Annotated in this window: 12 protein-coding genes and 1 pseudogene; 7 read left to right on the top strand and 6 right to left on the bottom strand. The window is 73.9% G+C overall.

Annotated features, from left to right (window positions below; genetic code table 11):
• Positions 1 to 21: 21 nt before the first annotated feature.
• Positions 22 to 372, top strand: a pseudogene (locus LIV37_RS52040) (phosphatase PAP2 family protein); the annotation flags it as partial.
• Between the two features lie 90 nt (positions 373 to 462).
• On the opposite strand, the gene LIV37_RS08140 reads toward LIV37_RS52040, so the two are convergent.
• Both LIV37_RS08140 and LIV37_RS51705 read right to left on the bottom strand, forming a co-directional pair.
• The gene (locus LIV37_RS08140; protein ID WP_020866622.1) at positions 463 to 1,146 is read right to left on the bottom strand and encodes a response regulator transcription factor; all 684 of its coding nucleotides are present in this window, start codon (positions 1,144 to 1,146) and stop codon (positions 463 to 465) included.
• 314 nt (positions 1,147 to 1,460) lie between these two features.
• Positions 1,461 to 2,579 (bottom strand): sensor histidine kinase, encoded by a 1,119-nt coding sequence (locus tag LIV37_RS51705; RefSeq protein ID WP_309471137.1) that lies wholly within the window; start codon positions 2,577 to 2,579, stop codon positions 1,461 to 1,463.
• 237 nt (positions 2,580 to 2,816) lie between these two features.
• Between LIV37_RS51705 and LIV37_RS08130 the strand changes: the two genes are divergently transcribed.
• From LIV37_RS08130 to LIV37_RS08120, 3 genes are all read left to right on the top strand, one after another.
• Positions 2,817 to 3,149: a hypothetical protein gene (locus LIV37_RS08130; protein WP_020866621.1), complete on the top strand. Its 333-nt coding sequence runs from the start codon at positions 2,817 to 2,819 to the stop codon at positions 3,147 to 3,149.
• 130 nt (positions 3,150 to 3,279) lie between these two features.
• Positions 3,280 to 3,765, top strand: a complete 486-nt coding sequence (locus LIV37_RS08125; protein WP_020866620.1) for a DUF6098 family protein — start codon at positions 3,280 to 3,282, stop codon at positions 3,763 to 3,765.
• 139 nt (positions 3,766 to 3,904) lie between these two features.
• Positions 3,905 to 4,531, top strand: a complete 627-nt coding sequence (locus LIV37_RS08120) for a YigZ family protein (protein ID WP_020866619.1) — start codon at positions 3,905 to 3,907, stop codon at positions 4,529 to 4,531.
• A 49-nt stretch (positions 4,532 to 4,580) separates the two neighbouring features.
• Here the strand turns inward: LIV37_RS08120 and LIV37_RS08115 are convergent, their stop codons facing one another.
• Positions 4,581 to 6,095, bottom strand: coding sequence for a sensor histidine kinase (locus LIV37_RS08115; protein WP_020866618.1), 1,515 nt, complete (start codon positions 6,093 to 6,095; stop codon positions 4,581 to 4,583).
• Positions 6,092 to 6,928: a response regulator transcription factor gene (locus LIV37_RS08110; RefSeq protein ID WP_121825700.1), complete on the bottom strand. Its 837-nt coding sequence runs from the start codon at positions 6,926 to 6,928 to the stop codon at positions 6,092 to 6,094. The genes LIV37_RS08115 and LIV37_RS08110 overlap by 4 nt, the downstream gene beginning before the upstream one ends.
• A gap of 404 nt (positions 6,929 to 7,332) precedes the next feature.
• On the opposite strand from LIV37_RS08110, the gene LIV37_RS08105 reads away from it, so the two are divergent.
• From LIV37_RS08105 to LIV37_RS08095, 3 genes are all read left to right on the top strand, one after another.
• Positions 7,333 to 9,195: a SulP family inorganic anion transporter gene (locus LIV37_RS08105; RefSeq protein ID WP_020866617.1), complete on the top strand. Its 1,863-nt coding sequence runs from the start codon at positions 7,333 to 7,335 to the stop codon at positions 9,193 to 9,195.
• Between the two features lie 172 nt (positions 9,196 to 9,367).
• On the top strand, positions 9,368 to 10,579 hold the full coding sequence (locus tag LIV37_RS08100; protein WP_020866616.1) for an exonuclease SbcCD subunit D: 1,212 nt from the start codon (positions 9,368 to 9,370) through the stop codon (positions 10,577 to 10,579).
• The gene (locus tag LIV37_RS08095; RefSeq protein WP_121825702.1) at positions 10,576 to 13,911 is read left to right on the top strand and encodes an AAA family ATPase; all 3,336 of its coding nucleotides are present in this window, start codon (positions 10,576 to 10,578) and stop codon (positions 13,909 to 13,911) included. Before LIV37_RS08100 ends, LIV37_RS08095 begins: the two co-directional genes overlap by 4 nt.
• Before the next feature lie 214 nt (positions 13,912 to 14,125).
• On the opposite strand, the gene LIV37_RS08090 is transcribed toward LIV37_RS08095, so the two are convergent.
• Both LIV37_RS08090 and LIV37_RS08085 read right to left on the bottom strand, forming a co-directional pair.
• On the bottom strand, positions 14,126 to 15,808 hold the full coding sequence (locus LIV37_RS08090; RefSeq protein WP_020866615.1) for a DUF885 domain-containing protein: 1,683 nt from the start codon (positions 15,806 to 15,808) through the stop codon (positions 14,126 to 14,128).
• Between the two features lie 73 nt (positions 15,809 to 15,881).
• Positions 15,882 to 16,376: an Lrp/AsnC family transcriptional regulator gene (locus LIV37_RS08085; protein WP_020866614.1), complete on the bottom strand. Its 495-nt coding sequence runs from the start codon at positions 16,374 to 16,376 to the stop codon at positions 15,882 to 15,884.
• Between the last annotated feature and the right edge of the window lie 55 nt (positions 16,377 to 16,431).

The following is a 16,431-nucleotide window of genomic DNA, read 5'->3' as shown; positions in this document are numbered from 1 at the left end:
TTGGCCACCGAGGGCACGCTGGTGGCGCTGGGGTTGCTGCTGCTGTGGACGGGGTGGGCGGCCTTCCGGCGCGGGGACGCCTCCGGCGTGGCCGGGGTCGTGCTCACCGGGATCGGCACCGTGGCCGGCTACGCGGCGAGCGAGGCGGTGAAGCTGGTGGTGGACGAGGAGCGGCCGTGCCGCGCGGTACGGGGAGTCGTGGCGGTGGCGGAGTGTCCCGAGCCGGGGGACTGGTCGTTTCCGAGCAACCACGCCACCCTCGCCACCGGGATCGCGGTCGGGCTGACGCTGCTCAGACCCCGTCTCGCCGCCGTGGCGCTGCCGTTGGCGGGGTTGGCGGCGCTGCTGCGGGTGGCGGTGGGGGTGCACTATCCGCACGATGTGGCCGCCGGTGCGCTGCTGGGCGCCGCCGTGGTGGCGGCGACGCTGGTCGTGGCGGGCGCTCCGGCCGTACGGGCGGCGTCAGCGCTGTTCGGGCGCGCGGGGCGGAAGGATTCCGGCCTCGTGGGCGACCACGGCGGCGGCCGCCCGGTTCTCCACGCCCAGCCGGGCCAGGATCGAGCTCACATGGGCCTTGACCGTCCCCTCGACGACATGCAGCCGACGGGCGATCCGACCGTTGGACAGCCCGCCGCCGAGCAGGGCCAGCACCTCCCCCTCCCGGGCGGTCAGGGCGTCGACCCGGGCGCGGGCGGCGGTGCGGCGGTCGGCCATGACCCCCGCGCCACCGGACGCCAGATGCGCCACGACGCGGGCCGCGACCTTCGGTGACAGATAGGCCGCGCCGTCGGCCACCGCGCGCACCCCCGCGATCAGCTCCTCCGGTTCACCGGACTTGATGAGGAAGCCCATGGCGCCGCCGCCCAGCGCCTGGAGGATGTAGTCGTCCTCGCCGAAGGTGGTCAGCATGATGACACCGGTGGCCGGGGCCGTCCGGTGGATCTCGCGGGCGGCCTCGATACCGCCGGTGTCGGGCATCCGGATGTCCAGCACCGCCACCCGGGGCCGGTGGCGGTGCACCAGCTCCACCGCCCGGTGGCCGTCGCCCGCCTCGGCGACCACGGCGATGTCCGGATCGGTGGCGAGCACGGCCCGGATCCCCGCGCGGATCATCGGCTCGTCGTCGGCGATCAGGACCCGGATCATCGGACGCCCTTTCCGGTGAAGGCGTCGGCGGACACCAGGGTGCCGTGGCGGAAGCACAGCCGGTAGACATCCCCGGAGCGGTCGTCGAAGGGGTCGGCCGTCATCGCGTAGTACTCGCAGACGATGTCCGTCCCCCTCGGTTCGGCGGCCGTCGGCCGGTGGTCGGTCCGGCAGATACCGCGCGATCCGGTCGCGGTCCTGTCCGGTGCGCAGCCGGGCGTAGTCGTCCGGGGCGAGCACCGACTCCCGGGCCCTCAGTGTGTCCCACACCCGCACCACCCCGATCAGCAGGGCCCCCGCTACCAGGGGCACCATCAGGGCCGCGAGCAGGGTGCGGCCGAGCCGGCGGCGGGCGCGCCGGTGGTCAGCCGCCACCGGTTCGTCCGGGGTGTCCGGGGCGTGGGGCGCCCCCGGCCGCCGGGTGGTGGTGCGGGGAAACGTGGCGCGGACGGCGAAACCGCCCGCCTCCGGGCCGTATCCGAAGGTCCCCCGGCCAGTCCGACGCGCTCGTCCAGGCCGATCAGGCCGAAGCCCTCGCCGCCGGAGCGGACGGGAGCGGCGGCGGACGCGGGGCCGTTCACCACCCGGACCTCGGTCTCCTCCGCCGTATGCCGGACGTGGACGGTCGCCTCCGCACCCGGCGCGTGTTTGGCCACGTTGGTCAGCGCCTCCCGCACCACACGGCGCACGGCGCGCTCCACGTCCGGCGGCGGTTCGCCGGGCTCGCCGTCGCTCCGCAGCCGGACCGCGAGACCCGACGCCGACGCCCGCTCGACCAGCTCCGCCACGTCCGCGCCCCCCGGCTCCGGCGGCGCCCCGTCCGGCTCCTGACGCAGGACGCCGATCACCTCGCCGAGGCGGTCCACGGCGGCCGCCGCCCTGGCCCTGATGTCCCGGGCTGCCTCCCGGTGGCCGTCCGCCAGCCCGGGCGCCAGCTTGAGGGCCCCGGCCGAGAGGGCGATCAGGCTGAGCTCATGGCCGAGCACATCGTGCATGTCCTGCGCGATACGGGCCCGCTCCCGCAGCCGGGCCTGCTCCGCGATCAGCCGCCGTTCGCGCTCCAGCCGCGCGGCCCGCTCCCACCCCGCCCGGACCAACTCCCGGTACTGACGGCAGAACCGCCCCACGAACCACGGCAGGACGACCGCCCCCGCCACCACCGCCACGAAGCGGTCGGCCCAGGTGATCCAGGACGGCACCGCGGCGACGGCCACCACAGCGCCCGCCACCGCCCCGATCAGCCCCACCGCCGTGGACCACGTCCGCCCGGGCCGCCATCCCGCCGCGAACGCGCACAGCGCCGTGGGCACCACCCACCACAGGCTGACCACGCTCAACCCGGCGGCGGCGATGGTGGCCGCCAGGGGCAGGTGTCCGGCCCAGGACGCCCACGGGCGGGCGCCGGATCCGGTCGTGTGTGTCCGTGTCGTCATGTCCCCCACCCGCGTGATCGGCCGACTCGCAGAGGTGACCTTACGAAGACGGGGAACGGGCGGACACTGCCGAAAGACCAATCCCGCGCATCGCGCACACCGCATGGCATCCGGTCGACGCCCAGGAGACGCATGCTGGTTATGGGGGAGCGAACGGGGGGAACCCGACTCATACGGTCGGCGATCACCAGCTGTCGGCCGCGACCGACCGAGGGGGCGGAAGGAGAGGAAGACACCATGCCCGCAGGATCCAGCCGTAAGCGTGAACGGCAGTACGAGCACATCAAGGAAGGCGCCGAACAGCGCGGCGCGTCCACCGGCCGGGCGAAGGAAATGGCCGCCCGTACGGTCAACAAGGAGCGCGCGCGCTCGGGCGAGTCCAGGTCCGCCAGCAAGACCTCGACCCGGGACCCGAAGTCCGCGCCGCAGCGCGGCGGCCAGCGCTCCGGCAGCCGGACGGGTCCCAAGGGCCCGACGCGGGACCAGCTGTACAACGAGGCCAAGCAGCGCGGTATCGAGGGCCGCTCCAACATGACCAAGGACCAGCTGGCCAAGGCCCTGGGCCGCTGACCCGGACGCCGCGGCACTTCCCTGGCGGGACGCCGCCCTCCCCGCCGAGCAGCGGGGCCGGGCGGCGTCCGTGTGATCGGGGGAGGGGTGGTGGATTGGCGGCGTCGGCCACGGGTACTCAAGGGCGATCATGGCAGGCACGACACTCCCCACCTACACCGCTCTGCACCAGCTCGTGGAGTTGATCGAGCAGGGGCCTCCGGTCTTCGTCCGCTGGTCCCGAGGGCCCGAGGCGGACCTGGAAGGCAGTGCGGTCAGCCGGGACGGGCTCACCGGCACGCAGATGCCGGGCCTGTCGGCCAACCCCCTGGTCTTCGAGGAGTGGGCGAAGGACCTGCCCACGACCGTCTGGGTCGCCCGCAGGCTGTGCGACTACATCCACCTCCGGGACGACGACCAGGGCTCCGCCGATGTCCGCCCCTGGGTGCTCAAGGGGGAGGAGACCGGCCGGGGGCCGGACAACGAACCCCTGGTCCGCGAGGTGGAGCCGGTCGCCTGGATCGCCGAGAGCGTGATCGCCGAAGCCGAGGACGTGGTGGCACGCCAGCGGGGCGCGTGGGGGCCCTTGTGCAGGCCGTCCCGGTTCGGCCGTGGCGGCAGCGGCGGAGAGGGATGAGCGGGCGCGTCCCCTCAACGCCGTGGGTTTCCGCCCAAGCGGCCGTCGCGTACGCGTGACCACCGCGGCCGCACGCGCGTGGCCACCTACGTCGCGTACGCGTGACCACCGCGCGAGAGCCGGGACATAAGGTGGCCTGATGCAGGAGCGGTACCGGACGGTCGCGCGCGAGGGCGTGCACGAGATCGAGATCAACAGATCGCGCTTCCTCTGCAGGCTCGCGCCCGCCGCGACCGAGCAGGAGGCGCAGGACGTCATCCAGCGGGTCAGGAAGGAGCACTCCACCGCCACCCACAACTGCTTCGCCTATGTCATCGGCGCGGACGGCGGTGTGCAGAAGGCGAGCGACGACGGGGAGCCGGGCGGCACGGCCGGGGTGCCGATGCTGCAGATGCTGCTGCGCCGCGAGATCCGGTACGCGGTGGCCGTCGTCACCCGCTACTACGGGGGCGTGAAGCTCGGCGCGGGCGGTCTGATCCGGGCCTACGGCGGCGCGGTCGGCGAGGCGCTCGACGCGCTGGGCACCGTCACCCGGCAGCGGTTCCGGCTGGTGACCGTCACCGTGGACCACCAGCGGGCCGGAAAGCTGGAGAACGACCTGCGGGCGACGGGCCGGGCGGTCCGCGAGGTGCGCTACGCCGAGGCCGTGACGATCGAACTCGGGCTGCCCGACGCGGACGTGGACGCCTTCCGCGAGTGGCTGGCGGACACCACCGCGGGCACCGCCGCGCTGGAGCTGGGCGGCGAGGCGTACCAGGACGCGTAGGGACGGCCCGTCCTTACCCGTCACCAAGTCGCGTGAGGACGGCCCGGGCCTACGCCGGTGAGCGCACCGAGGGCGGGGCCGGAGCGGACTCCGGTGTGCTCCGGTCGCTCCGGACTCTCCGGGGCAGGCCGAGTCTGGCCGGGCGGCCCTGGGTCGCGCGGGGCGCGGGCCGCAGCCGGATCGCGGCGTCGAGGCCGCCGCCGGGCGCCCGGGCCAGGATGGCCTCCCCTCCGCTCGCATGGGCGAGCCGCTGCACCAGCGACAGACCCAGACCGGTGCCGCCCTTCGGGGCGTCGGGGGCGCGCCAGAAGCGGTCGAAGGCGCGGCGCCGCTGATCGGCGGTCATGCCGGGACCCTCGTCGATGACATGCAGCTCGATCCAGGCGGGCCGCGCGGGGAGATGGCGGCGGTCGGCGGCCGAACAGCGCAGCACCATGGTGACGGTGGAGCCCGGGGGCGTGGCGCGCAGCGCGTTGGAGAGCAGATTGTCCAGGATCTGCTCGATGGCTCCGGGCACCGCGAGCGCCTGGCCGACCCGGTCGCCGAGCAGAGCGAGCTGGGCCTCGTGCCGGTCGAAGAGCGGGCTCCAGGTGAGCAGCCGCTCGGCGCACACCCGGTCCAGGTCGACCGGTTCGGGGGTGACGGCGCTCTCCTCCAGCCGCGCCATCGCCAGTAGTCCCTCGACCATCCGGGCCAGCCGGTCGGTCTCGGTTATCGCCGCGCCGAGACTGTCCCGGGCGTGCCCCGTCATCTCCGCCTCCAGGTTGTCCAGCCGCAGCCGCAGCGCCGCCAGCGGCGTCTTGAGCTGGTGGGACGCCTCGGCGGCGAACGCGCGCTGGGAGGCCAGCAGATGCTCCAGCCGGGCGGCGGTCTGGTTGAAGGTGGCGGCGAGGCTGCGCACCTCGGGCGGCCCGTAGGTCACGGGCGCGGGCGTGGTGAACCGGCCGTCGGCCAGGCGGTGCGCGAACCGCTCCAGCTCCAGAATGGGACGGCTGGCCCAGCGGGCGAAGACCAGCCCCACGGCGGCGACGGCCGTGAGGATCGCGAGCCCGCCCACGGCCAGCAGCAGCCAGATCCGGTGGACCCGGGCCTCCACCGCGTCGGTGGGCACGGTGAGCCGCACCGCGCCCTGCAGCTCGTCGCCGTGGACCACGGGTGCGGCGACCGAGAGATAGCGGACGCCGCCGATGGTGGAGGTCCGGACGTCGATCGCGTCCCGGCCGCGCAGCGCGGCGGCGATCTCGGGGCGCGACACCAGGTTCCGGGACTCCGTGGCGGACAGCCGATGCGAGGTCGCCAGCAGCCGGCCGTCGTCGCCGACGATGACCACCCTGCCCCGGATGCGCTCGGCACAGTGCCGCGCCCGGTGCGGCAGCTCGCGCTGCTCCCGTCCCGCCATGATGGACAGCGAGGCGAACGCGGACACCGACTCGGCCTCGTCCTCCGCCGCGGAGATGATCTGCTCCCGCTCGGCTCTGCCGTAGACATAGCCGAGCGGTATGCCGAGGCTCAGCAGGGTCAGTACGGCGAGGCTCAGATACCCCAGCAGCAGACGTCGGGTCACGGCCGGGCGGCCTCCGGGATTCCCGAAGGGGCCCCCGACGGGGCCCCCGACGGGACCCCCGAGTGGACGGCGAGACGGAAGCCGACCCCGCGCAGGGTCTGGATCCAGGCCGGATCGCCCAGTTTGCGGCGCAGGGTGGCGATGTGCACGTCCAGGGTCTTGGTCGGCCCGTGGAAGTGGGGGTCCCAGACGCGGTCGAGGATCTGCTGGCGCGAGTAGACGGCGCCGGGGTCCTCGGTGAGCAGGGCCAGCAGCTCGAACTCCTTGGGAGTGAGGCTGACGGGCACGCCGCCCACCCACACCTGACGCGTCCGGCGGTCCACGACCAGCGGCGCCTGCTCCCGGGGCGGCGGCTGCGCGGCGGCCGGTGGGGTGACGGCGGGAACCGGGGCGGCGGCGGGGGCGGCCGTCACGGTGGGCCCCGTGGCGGTGGCGGCGGGGGCGGCCGGAGCGGTGGGCCCCGTGGCGGTGGCGGTGCGTTGAGAACGCCTTGTCACCGCGCGGATCCGGGCGATCAGCTCCCGCATGCTGAACGGCTTCGCCAAGTAGTCGTCCGCGCCCAGCTCCAGCCCCAGGACCCGGTCGGCCTCCTCGCCCCGCGCGGTGAGCATGATGATCGGCACATCGGACACCTGCCGGATACCTCGGCAGACGTCGATGCCGTCCATGTCCGGCAGTCCCAGATCGAGCAGAACGATGTCCCCGTACGGCCCCTCCAGCCCGGCTGTCCCCGTGCTGACATGACCTACCGTCAGTCCATACCGCCCCAGTCCCTCGACGAGGGGTTCGGCGATCGTCTCGTCATCCTCGATGAGCAGCGCTCGTACGGTCATGGGGACCTGTGTACCGCAGTACCGGAATGGCTTCCTGGTTTTTGTAATGTTGCGAGCGCGGAACCGAATATTGGAGAAGAACTTGTCATGCTCTAGTGTTCGTTTAGCCTTCGCCTGGTACGGCCCTCCCTACGGTGATTCGCATCTGGTCCAACCACCCGTCAGGGAGGCATGATGAGGACTCCATGCGAATACCGGAAACTGGCCGACGGGAAATTTACCGAATTCCAGCCGTGCGACACGGGCGAGGAACTCGATCTCGATAGCGACGGTGACGTCCGGGCGTACTCATGACGAGCGGACGACATGCCCGTGGCCGGATTCAGCCGGTTTCATCGCCGTCGTACGACATCGACGAGGTGTTCCCGCCGGAAGATGCGCGCGACGCCCGGTCGACGCAGCCGATGCCCGCATATGCGCCCGCCGCTGGAACCGTAAGAGAAACAGCCGAGGCCCCTGGCCTCCATAAGGCCGGCAGAAAGGCCAAGGCCGGCGGAAAGCTCGGCGGGACCGTCCAGGGGGCCGACCTCGGTACCGAGATCACCGCCTCCCTGGTCGTCTTCCTCGTGGCCCTGCCCCTGTGCATCGGTGTCGCCGTAGCCTCCGGCACCCCGGCCGAACTCGGCATCATCACCGGTGTCGTCGGCGGGTTGGTGGTCGGTATGACCCGGGGCAGCACCCTCCAGGTCAGCGGGCCCGCCGCCGGGCTCACCGCACTTGTCGCGGAGACCGTCGAGGCCCATGGCATCGCCATGCTCGGGGTCATCGTGCTGATGTCCGGGCTGCTCCAGATCGGCCTGGGGATGATCCGGCTGGGCCGTATGTTCCAGGCCATTTCCATCGCTGTCGTCCAGGGCATGCTCGCCGGGATCGGGCTGCCGCTGATGTTCAGCCAGTCCTATCCGCTGGCCGATGCCACGGCCCCCGGTACGGCCGTCGAGAATATCCTCGGCTTCCCCGCGCATGTCCTCGACACCTTCGCGGACGCGCAGACGGCCATCGCCGCGCTGCTCGGCATCGCCACGGTCGTCCTGAGCTTCGTCTGGAAGAAGATGCCGGGGCCGGTCAGCAAGGTCCCCGCCGCGCTGGTCGCCGTCGCCATCGGCGTCGGGATCGCCGCGCTGCCCGGTGTGGAGGTGAAGACCCTTCAGGTCGGCGATCTGCTGTCGGCCGTCCAGGTGCCCGGGCCGGAGCAGTTCGCGGGGCTGGCCGATCCGGCGGTGCTCACCGCCGTCGTCACCTTCACCGTCATCGCCTCGGCGGAGAGCCTGTTCACGGCCGCCGCGGTGGACCGGATGCACGACGGCCCGCGCACCCGCTACAACACCGAGCTGATCGCCCAGGGCGCGGGCAACACCGTCTGCGGCATCCTCGGCGCGCTGCCCATGACCGCCGTCGTCGCCCGCAGCTCGGCCAATGTGCAGGCCGGGGCCAGGACCCGGCTCTCCCGCACCCTGCACGGCCTGTGGCTGCTGGCCTTCGCGCTGCTGCTGCCGAGCGTCCTCGCCCTGATCCCGATCTCGGTGCTGGCGGGTGTGCTGGTGCACAGCGGCTGGAAGCTGCTCGCGCCCGAGCAGTTCCCGAAGATGTGGCGCCAGGACCGCGGCGAGTCCGTGGTGATGGCCATCACCACGGGCACGATCGTCGCCACCGCGCTGCTGGAGGGGGTGCTGGTCGGGCTCGCGGCCGGGATCGTACTGGCGGCGCTGCGGATGTCGCGGACCTCCGTCGAGCACCGGGTGGAGGGCGACACCGCCAAGCTGGTCATGACCGGCAACGCCACGTTTCTGCGGCTGCCCAAGGTGATCGACGCACTGGAGGCCGTGGGGTCGGCGGGGACGCCGCGGATCCGGCTGGACCTGATGGGGGTGACCCATCTGGACCACGCCTGCCGCAGCCAGATCGAGGAGTTCGTGGAGCAGAAGCGGGCGTCGGGCACCGTACGGGTGGAATTGCTGCTGCCCGACCTTCCGGGGCCGGGGCCCGGGCCGGGGCTGAGGCCGAGGCCCAAGCCCAAGCCGAAGCGAAAGTACGGCCCCGAGTCCTCGCCCGAATCCCCGCCGGTGTCCGCGGCCTCGCCCTCGCCCGTGTCCCCGTCGTGGCCGCCGCCACAGCCGCATGAGCGGTCGTCGTCCGGTGCGCTGTACGACGCGTTCTACGGCCCGTCACAGCCGGGTCCGTCCGCGGAGTGGTACTACCTCGACACCCGCCCCTTCGAAGGTCTCCAGGACTCCGAGGACGCGCGGTGGAGGGACCAGCACGGCTAGGCGGGGAATCGGGCCGCCGCACGGGCGACACGGGCGGGAAATACGAGGTCCGTGAGAGACCGGGCACCGACCGCGGCTAACGTGGTCGGTGCCCGCACCGCGTACAGGCCGCGGGCGTGATGCTGGCCACTGGGGTGGGAGGAAGGACAGAAGTGCAGGTCGGAGAATACTTGTGAGAATTCTGCACACCTCCGACTGGCACCTCGGGCGGTCCTTTCACCGGGTCAGCCTCCTTGCCGCGCAGCGGGAGTTCATCGACCACCTCGTCACCACCGTGCGCGAGCGGCACATCGACGCGGTGGTCGTCGCGGGTGACATCTACGACCGCGCCGTGCCACCGCTCGCCGCCGTCGAGCTCTTCGACGACGCCCTGCACCGGCTCGCGGACCTCGGGGTGCCGACGGTCATGATCTCCGGCAACCATGACTCGGCCCGCCGTCTGGGCGTCGGCGCCGGGCTGATCGACCGGGCCGGAATCCATCTGCGTACCGACCCCGCCGGATGCGCCACGCCCGTCGTCCTCTCCGACGACCACGGCGAGGTGGCCTTCTACGGTCTGCCGTATCTCGAACCGGGTCTGGTGCGGGAGGAGCTGGGCGCCTCGGCGGCCGGTCATACGGCGGTGCTGGGCGCCGCCATGGACCGGGTGCGCGCCGACCTCGCCACCCGGCCGTCCGGCACCCGGTCCGTCGTCCTCGCGCACGCCTTCGTCACCGGTGGCGCGGTCAGCGACAGCGAGCGGGACATCACGGTCGGCGGGGTCGCCTCCGTACCCGCCGAGGTCTTCGACGGCGTCGACTACGCCGCACTCGGCCATCTGCACGGCTGTCAGACCATCACCGAGCGCGTCCGCTACTCGGGCTCCCCGCTCGCGTACTCCTTCTCCGAGGCGGCGCACCGCAAGTCCATGTGGGTGGTCGAGCCGGCGGCGGCGGGTGAGGCACCGTCGTGCGAACGGGTGGAGTGCCCGGTGCCGCGTCCGCTGGCCCGGATCCGTGGCCGGATCGAGGAGTTGCTGGCCGATCCGGACCTCGAGCGCCATGAGGAGGCGTGGGTCGAGGCCACACTGACCGACGCGGTGCGGCCGCATGAGCCGATGGCCCGGCTGGCGCGGCGCTTCCCCCATGTGCTCACGCTGGTCTTCGACCCCGAGCGGCCCCCCGAGGATCCGCTCGCCTCGTACGCACAGCGGCTGCGCGGCCGCTCGGACCGGCAGATCGCCGAGGACTTCGTGGCCCATGTGCGGGGCGGCCGCGGCCCGGACGAGGCGGAGCGCGCGCTGCTCGGCGACGCGCTGGAGACGGTACGGAGCGAGGCGCACGAGAACGGCGCGGGGGCGACGACGGCGACCGTGGGGGCCACTGCCGGAGAGGCGGCACGATGAGGCTGCACCGGCTCGCCGTCACGGCCTTCGGCCCGTTCGGCGCCACCCAGGAGATCGACTTCGATGAGCTGTCCGCGGCCGGACTCTTCCTGCTGCACGGGCCGACCGGCGCCGGTAAGACGTCCGTCCTGGACGCGGTCTGCTACGCGCTGTACGGCCAGGTGCCCGGCGCCCGCCAGGGGAGCGGCCTCTCGCTGCGCAGCGACCACGCCGAGCCGCTGACCCCGACCGAGGTCGTGCTCGAATTCACCGTCGGGGAGCGGCGCCTGGAGATCACCCGGCGCCCCGAGCAGCCGCGCCCCAAGAAGCGGGGCACGGGGATGACGCGCGAGAAGGCGCAGACCCTGCTCCGCGAGTACGCCCCGCCGGAATCCTCGGCCGGCGCGGGGGCGGGGAAGTGGAAGGCCCTCAGCCGTTCGCACCAGGAGATCGGCGAGGAGCTGGCGCAGCTGCTCGGCATGAGCCGGGAGCAGTTCTGCCAGGTGGTGCTGTTGCCGCAGGGCGACTTCGCCCGCTTTCTGCGCGCCGATGAACTGGCGCGCGGCAAGCTGCTGGGCAAGCTGTTCGACACCGGCCGCTTCGCCGCCGTCGAGGAACGGCTGGCGGAGCAGCGGCGGGCCGCGGAGAAGCGGGTCGCGGCCGGGGACGAGCGGCTGCTCGCGCTCGCCCACCGCATGGCGCAGGCGGCGGGCCGCACCACGGAGCCGGACAGGCATCCGCTGCCCGGGCTGACGCCCGGTGAGCCGGGGCTGGCCGACGCCGTCCTGGAGTGGGCCGCCATCGCGCGCGCGGGCGCGCGCGAGCGGCAGGACATCGCGCTGTCCGCCGTACGGGCCGCGGAGGCGGCCCACGACGGTGCCCAGCGGACCGCCGACGCGACCCGCGAACGAGCGGAACTCCAGCGCCGCCACGCCGAGGCCCGCCGCCGGGCGGACGACCTCGAACGGCGACGGCCCGACCACGACCGCCTGCGCGAACTGCTGGAACGCGCCCGCGCCGCCGACGCGGTGGTCCCCGCACTCGACCTCCGCACCGCCGCCGCCCGCGACCACCACACCGCGGAAACCACCGAACGCCAGGCCCGCACCCGCCTGTCCGCCGAGCCCGACCTGGCGGCCGTGACCCGCGCGCCGATCCCGGACATCCCCGACCCACGCACACCTCCCGGCCCGGGTACCTCACCCGTCGCTTCCCTGCCCGCGCAGGGTCTCGCGTCCCCGGACGAGACCACCCCGCCCACGGGCGCCGCCATCATGATGGACGCCACGGTCGAGCGTGGCGGACACGGCCAGGGCGGGCCGCACCCGGATGCGGTGGGGGAGGGCGGCGGTGCGTTGTCCGACGCCGCGTACGGCGTGCCGGGCCGTGGGGCCGGTTCGCGGGGCGCGGGTGTGGCCGTGGTGCTGGCCGAGGCCGATGCCGAGTGGCTGGGACAGGTTGAGCGGCGGCTGCGCGAGGAGCTCGGGGCGTTGGGGGCCGCGCGGCGGGGGGAGGCCCGTGCGGAGGCCGTCGTCCGCGAGATCGCCGCGCTCGAACGGGAGGCTCGCGCCGACGACGAGGCGGTCGAGGAGGCCACCGAGTGGCTCGCCGGGTGGGAGGAGACCCACCGGGCGCATCAGCGTCGGGTCGAGGCGGCGCAGGAGGCTGTCACCCGGGCCGAGCAGCTCGGCGGGCGGATCGAGCCCGCCGAGCGGCGGCTGGCGGCCGCCCGGCGGCGGGACCGGCTCGCCGGGCAGGAGGAGCAGGCGCGGGAAGAGCTGTTGCGGGCGCGGGAAGGGACCGCCGCCGCGCGGCAGAACTGGCTCGACCTCAAAGAGGCCCGGCTGCGCGGTATCGCCGCCGAGCTCGCGGCCGGGCTGCGCGCCGGAGACCCCTGCGCGGTGTGCGGGGCGACCGAGCACCCGAGCCCGGCCCGGCCCGGCGCCGGGCATGTGGACCGTACGGCGGAGGAGGCCGCGCTGGCGGACCACCAGCGGGCCGAGGAGGCCCGCGAGGAGGCCGAGCGGGCGCGGAACGCGCTGCGGGAGGCCCGCGCGGGCGCCGAGGCCACGGCGGAGGGCGAGGACGCGGCCGAACTCGACCGGGCCCTGGCCGAGTTGCGCACCGCGTACGCCGAGGCCCGAAGCGCGGCGGCCGACGCGCACGCCGCCCGCGAGGCCCTGGACCGGGCCCAGGGCGAGCACACCCGCCGTACGGAACAGCGGCAGGCGGCCGAGCGGCGGGCGGCCGCCCGCACCTCGCACCGCGAGGCCCTGGCCCGGGAGCGGGCCGCGCTGCTGGCCGAGCTGGAGCAGGCGCGCGGCGCGGACGCCACCGTCGCGCGGCGCGCGGCGCGGCTCGAGCGGCAGGCGGGGCTGCTGGCCCACGCCGCCGAGGCGGCGCGGGCCGCCGACGCGGCCGCGAACCGGCTGAAGGAGGCCGACGCCCGGCTCGCCGACGCCGCCTACCGGGCCGGGTTCGAGACCCCGGAGCGGGCCGCCGAGGCCGTGCTGCACCCGGACCGGCAGCGCGAGGCGCGCCGCCGTCTCGACGCCTTGCAGTCGGAGTCGGCGGCGGTCGCGGCCGAGCTGTCCGACGCCAGGGTGCTCGCGGCCGCCCAAGCGCCGCCCGCCGACCCCGCGACGGCGCAGTCGGCGGCCGACGCGGCCACCCGCGCGCTGCGCGAGGTCTCAGCAGCCGACGCCGCGGCCCGCACCCGCTGCGCGGAGCTCGACGCGCTCTCCGCCCAGGCGGTCGCCGACGCCCGCCGACTCGCCCCGCTGCGCGCGGAGCACGACCGGATCGCCCGGCTCGCCTCGCTCGCGGCGGGCACCTCCGCGGACAACGAGCGCAGGATGCGGCTGGAGGCGTATGTGCTGGCGGCCCGCCTGGAGCAGGTCGCGGCGGCGGCGAGCGTACGGCTGCGCCACATGTCCTCCGGGCGCTACACCCTGGTGCACTCCGACGCCCGCTCCGGCGGGCGCGGCCGCTCCGGTCTCGGACTGCATGTCGTCGACGCCTGGACGGGCAGCGAACGCGACACCGCCACCCTCTCCGGCGGCGAGACCTTCTCCGCCTCGCTCGCCCTCGCCCTGGGCCTGGCCGATGTGGTCACCGACGAGGCGGGCGGGGTCCGCCTGGACACCCTCTTCATCGACGAGGGGTTCGGCAGCCTCGACGAGCAGACGCTGGACGAGGTCATGGACGTACTGGACTCGCTGCGCGAACGCGACCGTACGGTCGGCATCGTCAGCCATGTCGCCGATCTGCGCCGGCGGATCCCGGCCCAGCTGGAGGTCGTCAAGGGCCGCCAGGGCTCGGCCGTACGGCATCGGATGGCCGCCGCGCACTAGGGGGTCCGGCGGTACGCGCACGCCTGCGGCGGGCTGTTCCCCTCCCCGCCCCTTCCCGGCACCTGACGATATGCGGCTCCGCCGTGGGGGGGCTTCGCCCCAGACCCGGGACCGGGGCTGTGCCCCAGGCCCCAGGCCCCGGGGTCCAGGGGCGAGGCCCCCGCGCGGTCCGCCGTACACCCTGTAGCGGACGAGCTCAGGGAGTGCACCGAGCTCAGAGCGCCGACAGCTCCTCCACCAGGTCATCAAGGCCCAGCGACCCCTGCGACAGCGCCGCCATGTGCCACTTCTTGGCGTCGAAGGCGTCGCCGTGCGCCTTACGGGCCGCCTCCCGCCCCGTCAGCCAGGCCCGCTCGCCCAGCTTGTAGCCGATGGCCTGGCCCGGCATGCCCAGATAGCGCACCAGCTCACTGTCGAGGAACTCCGCCGGACGGCCGCAGTGCAGCCCGAAGAACTCGCGCGCCAGCTCCGGAGTCCACCGCTCGCCGGGGTGGAAGGGCGAATCGGCGGGGATCTCCAGCTCCAGGTGCATCCCGATGTCCACGATCACCCGCAGCGCCCGCATCATCTGCGCGTCCAGATAGCCCAGCCGCCGCTCCGGGTCCGACAGATACCCCAGCTCGTCCATGAGCCGCTCCGCGTACAGCGCCCAGCCCTCCGCGTTGGCGCTGACCATGCCGACCGTGGCCTGGTAGCGGGAGAGCTGGTCGGAGACGTGCGCCCACTGGGCGAGCTGCAGATGGTGGCCGGGTACGCCCTCGTGGTACCAGGTGGAGACCAGGTCGTAGACGGGGAAGCGGGTCTCGCCCATCGTGGGCAGCCAGGTCCGGCCGGGGCGGGAGAAGTCCACCGACGGCTGGGTGTAGTACGGCGCCGCCGCGCTGCCCGGCGGGGCGATCATCGACTCGACCCGCTTGACCCGTTCGGCCAGGTCGAAATGGGTGCCGTCCAGCTGCTCGATGGCCTCGTCCATCAGCTTCTGCAGCCACACCCGGGTCTCCTCGACCCCCTCGATATGGGCGCCGTGGGCGTCGAGGTGGCGCAGCGCCTCCCACGGGCCGGCCCCGGGCAGGATCTTCTCGGCCTCGGTGCGCATCTCGGCGTGGATCCGGTGGAATTCCGACCAGCCGTACGCGTACGCCTCGTCCAGGTCGAGGTCCGTGCCGTTCCACATCCGGGCCCAGCGGCGGTAGCGCTCACGCCCCACCACATCGGGCGCGCCCTCGATGGCCGGGGCGTAGGTGTCGTGCAGCCAGTCGCGGAGCGCGGCCAGCGCGCCCGTGGCCGCCGCGGCCGCCTCGTCCAGCTCACCGCGCAGCGCGTCGGGGCCCTCGGCGGTGAAGTCCGCGAACCAGCCGCCGTCCGTGCCGATCCACTCCGTCAGCTGCTCGAGGACCGTGGCCACCTGGCGGGGCCCGGCCGGCAGGTTCCGCCGCAGCCCCTCGGCGAGCGAGGCGCGGTACCCCTCCAGCGCGGCCGGTACGGCGCGCAGCCGGGCCGCGACCGCCGACCAGTCCTCCTCGGTCTCGGTGGGCATCACGGTGAAGATGCCGCGCACCGAGTGCAGCGGGGAGCTCAGATTGCTGACCGCGCGCAGGTGCTCATCGGCCTCGTGCACATCGAGTTCGGCGGTCAGCCGCTCCCGCAGCAGCCGGGCGCAGCGGCGTTCGGCGTCACTGTCCGCGCCGGGGCGCGCCTCGGCCTCGGCCAGCCGGTCCAAGGTGGTGCGGTCCAGGTCGGCGATGGCCTTCGCCCCCTCGGGGGAGAAGTCCGGCAGACGCCGGGAGCTCTCGGGAACGCCCAGGTAGGTGCCGGTGATCGGGTCGAGTTCGATGAGGGCGTCGACATAGCTGTCGGCGACCTGCCGGGGCAGCGGAGCGTTCTTGGTATCGGACATGCGGCCCATCCTCGTACGTTCCGGGGTGCGGCGTCAGCACCACGGTGGTGTGACGCATGGGAACAGGGGTGTGCTACGAGGCCGCCGAGCCGTCCCGGGCGGGCGGCAGCAGCGGGCCGCAGCTCCACTGCTGGAAGATCAGCCGGGTCTCGACCCGGGCCACCTCACGGCGCGAGGTGAACTCGTCCAGCACCAGCCGCTGGAGATCGGCGGTGTCGGCCACCGCCACATGCACCAGATAGTCGTCCGGCCCGGCCAGGTGGAACAGCGCCCGGGACTCGGACAGCGCCCGGATCCGCTCCACGAACGGGCCGACCAGCTCCCGGCGGTGGGGCCGCAGCTGCACCGAGAGCAGGGCCTCGAGACCGCGCCCCAGCTTGGCGGGGTCCAGACGGAGTTCACGGCCGAGAATCACCCCGGAGCGGCGCAGCCGGGCCACCCGGTCCAGACAGGTCGAGGGCGCCACGCCGACCTGGGCGGCCAGATCGCGGTAGGTGGTCCGGGCGTCGTTCTGCAGCAGCCGCAGAATCTGAAGATCTACCGGATCGAAAGCGACGGTTTCGGCCATCGGCCGAACGTAGCACGGACATCGACCGCGAGAGTCCGGTGGTTGTTCACCCTTC

This window comes from Streptomyces rapamycinicus NRRL 5491, assembly GCF_024298965.1.
GTDB lineage: Bacteria > Actinomycetota > Actinomycetes > Streptomycetales > Streptomycetaceae > Streptomyces > Streptomyces rapamycinicus.
This window is presented reverse-complemented; position numbering and strand designations above follow the sequence as displayed.

Bases quoted from the DNA above. Each gene is read 5' to 3' on its own strand.
- LIV37_RS08140 (WP_020866622.1), bottom strand. From the start codon at position 1,146: ATGATCCGGGTCCTGATCGCCGACGACGAGCCGATGATCCGCGCGGGG.
- LIV37_RS51705 (WP_309471137.1), bottom strand. From the start codon at position 2,579: ATGACGACACGGACACACACGACCGGATCCGGCGCCCGCCCGTGGGCG.
- LIV37_RS08130 (WP_020866621.1), top strand. From the start codon at position 2,817: ATGCCCGCAGGATCCAGCCGTAAGCGTGAACGGCAGTACGAGCACATC.
- LIV37_RS08125 (WP_020866620.1), top strand. From the start codon at position 3,280: ATGGCAGGCACGACACTCCCCACCTACACCGCTCTGCACCAGCTCGTG.
- LIV37_RS08120 (WP_020866619.1), top strand. From the start codon at position 3,905: ATGCAGGAGCGGTACCGGACGGTCGCGCGCGAGGGCGTGCACGAGATC.
- LIV37_RS08110 (WP_121825700.1), bottom strand. From the start codon at position 6,928: ATGACCGTACGAGCGCTGCTCATCGAGGATGACGAGACGATCGCCGAA.
- LIV37_RS08105 (WP_020866617.1), top strand. From the start codon at position 7,333: ATGCCCGCATATGCGCCCGCCGCTGGAACCGTAAGAGAAACAGCCGAG.
- LIV37_RS08095 (WP_121825702.1), top strand. From the start codon at position 10,576: ATGAGGCTGCACCGGCTCGCCGTCACGGCCTTCGGCCCGTTCGGCGCC.
- LIV37_RS08090 (WP_020866615.1), bottom strand. From the start codon at position 15,808: ATGTCCGATACCAAGAACGCTCCGCTGCCCCGGCAGGTCGCCGACAGC.
- LIV37_RS08085 (WP_020866614.1), bottom strand. From the start codon at position 16,376: ATGGCCGAAACCGTCGCTTTCGATCCGGTAGATCTTCAGATTCTGCGG.